Source organism: Okeania sp. SIO2F4 (genome assembly GCF_010672385.1).
In the GTDB taxonomy this organism is placed as follows: domain Bacteria; phylum Cyanobacteriota; class Cyanobacteriia; order Cyanobacteriales; family Microcoleaceae; genus Trichodesmium.
Genome location: NZ_JAAHGT010001196.1, coordinates 1 through 2,419 on the forward strand (window position 1 = coordinate 1; position 2,419 = coordinate 2,419).

Here is a 2,419-nt window from a genome sequence, read left to right on the forward strand (position 1 = left end):
CTCTTTAAAATGTGGGTAAAGAGCGAGTCAATGAAGACCTCTCCCCCAACCCCTCTCCTGCAAGGAGAGGCGCGAAGTCTTCTCCCCCTTCCCTACCCCCCGGGGGGGGTAGGGAAGGGGGTTGGGGGGTTAGGTTTTTTTAGCCAGAATTTTAGCCTAGACACGCTACTACTACGACCTTGATCTCAAAAGTCTTGACGGATATTTTAACCCCGAGCTGCTAAAAACCGATCGCTAGTTAATCTGATTCAACCATTCGTTAATTTCCTCAACCAAGGATGTACTATCTTTGCTATTCATTGCTTGATCTAGTTGATATTTATTATTTTCAGATTGAACCATCACTTGATAACCTGATTCAAATTTAGATGATGAAATTTGTAGAATATCTCTAGTATTTCCCTGGCGTTTTCCGTAAGTAAAATCCAATAAATGTCGTTCTGTCCGAAAATAATTATGGTCAAAATAAATATAATTCTTTTCTCCAAATAAGGTAAATACTCCTGCCAAAATCAGGATAAAGAACAAAATCCCATAAACAGGATTAGTTAGCAGTAATCCCACAAATATACAAAAAATTCCACCGAACATTCCAGAACCTTGAATTTCTCTTAAACTAGGTGCATGAGTATAGATTTCTATCATATCTGGAGATTTATTAATGGTAATAATAATGCTTAAGTTGAGAGGATTTTTTTGAGGTGTAACTAATGGTTGAAGTTTTGGTTTTGACTCGAGAGATGTCAAAGCTTCACGGGCATTTTGAAAGCGACTTCCTAAATCCATTTCTGTGATTTGATTAATCCAAGTGGCGAAGCTAGGATTAATATCAACCTTGTCAGAAAATTGAATCTGATAATTTTTTTGTGGTAAATCTACAGGGGGCGTTCCAGTTAGTAAATGAATTAAAGTAGCTCCTAAACCATATAAGTCTGAAGCTGGCACTGCTCTACCCCAAAATTGTTCTAGGGGAGCATAACCGCTAGTTCCAATAATAGTAAAAGTTACTCCCTGAGCATTACCTTGAGATTGTACAGCGCCAAAATCTACTAAATAAATTTGTTGGTCTGCACCCATAATTAAATTACTCGGTTTAATATCTCGATGCAAAACAGGAGGCTCTAGTTCGTGGAGGTAAATCAGAATTTCTAATACTTCTTTGGCAATTTTTTCCACATCTTCTTCTATAAAATTTTTCTCTCTATCTAATAATTCTTGGAGGGAAAAACCAGGAATATAATCTTGCACTAATGCAAACCAAGGCAAATCTGAATTTGCTTCTTTTTCTAAAGAAAAATAATCGCGATAACGAGGGATATGGGGATGATTTAGAGCTTGTAAAATTTTGGCTTCTGTCTCAAATAAATTTAATTCTTGCCCTAATATTTCGGGACTATAAGCTAACATTTTGAGAATTACTTGTTCTTGCAGTTGGGAGTCAAATGCTAGCCAAGTTTTGCGGCCTGGTATAGTACGCCCTAGTTGTTTTTGTAGTTGGTAACGTTCTTTTAAAATTTGTCCGGGAGTTAACATAATTAAGTTAAAAGTTGATAGTAATCTCAATACTATCTAGTCATAATACCGTAGTAGTGTGTCTAGGCTAAATTTGTGGGTAAAACCTAACCCCCCTACCCCCTTCCCTGCTAGCGTTGGGGGGGATCTCTCCCCTCTCAAGAGCAGGAGAGGGGTTGGGGGAGAGGTCTTCGCTCGTTACGTTTTATATAGAACCCCTGAAGGGATCTATGATTGGGAGTGTGGGAAGTGTGGGAAGTGTGGGGAGTGTGGGGAGTGTGGGGAGTGTGGGGAGTGTGGGGAGTGTGGGGAGTGTGGGGAGATGGGGAGATTGGAGCATTTTTCTACTTTTTTCCCCTATTTTATTTCTCAATCCCCTGACTCGGTCCGACTGAGGACTGTCTCCTTTGGCAAAAACCCTCACCTTTGCGGAGATACGCTTAGGGTTTCTATAGAATCCGATTGAACAGTCTAGTAGGGTGTGTTTTGCTGACGCAAAGCTCCGTTAACGCTGCGCGACATGAAAAGCGGAACAAAGTGGAGCGTAACGCGCCCTACTGGACAGACTGAATAATCAGCCGATCGCTACCTTGTCATACCGTTTCACGGAATTCAAAAGTCAAAAGTCATGCATTATGATTTTATAGAGTTAAAACTTTTAAAATACGGTAATTTCAGAAAATTATTTCACATCTAAAATTTGAAACTATTTGTGACATCTTTAAAGTGAATTGGTATCAGTTTCCGAGCCAGACTATTGGACAATAGTTAAATGAATTATCAATAGTGAATGATCGGGCGATCGCTACCTTGCCAGTTTCCCCTCAAGACTATTGGACAATAGTTAAATTAATCATCAAAACGTAAGGATTCAGGCGATCGCTACCTTGTCAGTTTCCCCTCAAGA

General features: G+C 39.6%; 2 protein-coding genes. One reads left to right on the forward strand and one right to left on the reverse strand.

The annotated features are described in order from the left end of the window. Positions 1-234: 234 nt before the first annotated feature. Complete coding sequence (locus F6K22_RS38765) at positions 235-1,533, reverse strand: serine/threonine protein kinase (protein ID WP_293110251.1); 1,299 nt, start codon at positions 1,531-1,533, stop codon at positions 235-237. A 219-nt stretch (positions 1,534-1,752) separates the two neighbouring features. On the opposite strand from F6K22_RS38765, the gene F6K22_RS38770 reads away from it, so the two are divergent. Further along, complete coding sequence (locus tag F6K22_RS38770; protein ID WP_293110253.1) at positions 1,753-1,893, forward strand: hypothetical protein; 141 nt, start codon at positions 1,753-1,755, stop codon at positions 1,891-1,893. The last annotated feature ends 526 nt before the right edge of the window (positions 1,894-2,419 follow it).

Excerpts from the sequence above, each read along its gene's own strand:
- F6K22_RS38765 (WP_293110251.1), bottom strand. The coding sequence starts at position 1,533 with ATGTTAACTCCCGGACAAATTTTAAAAGAACGTTACCAACTACAAAAA.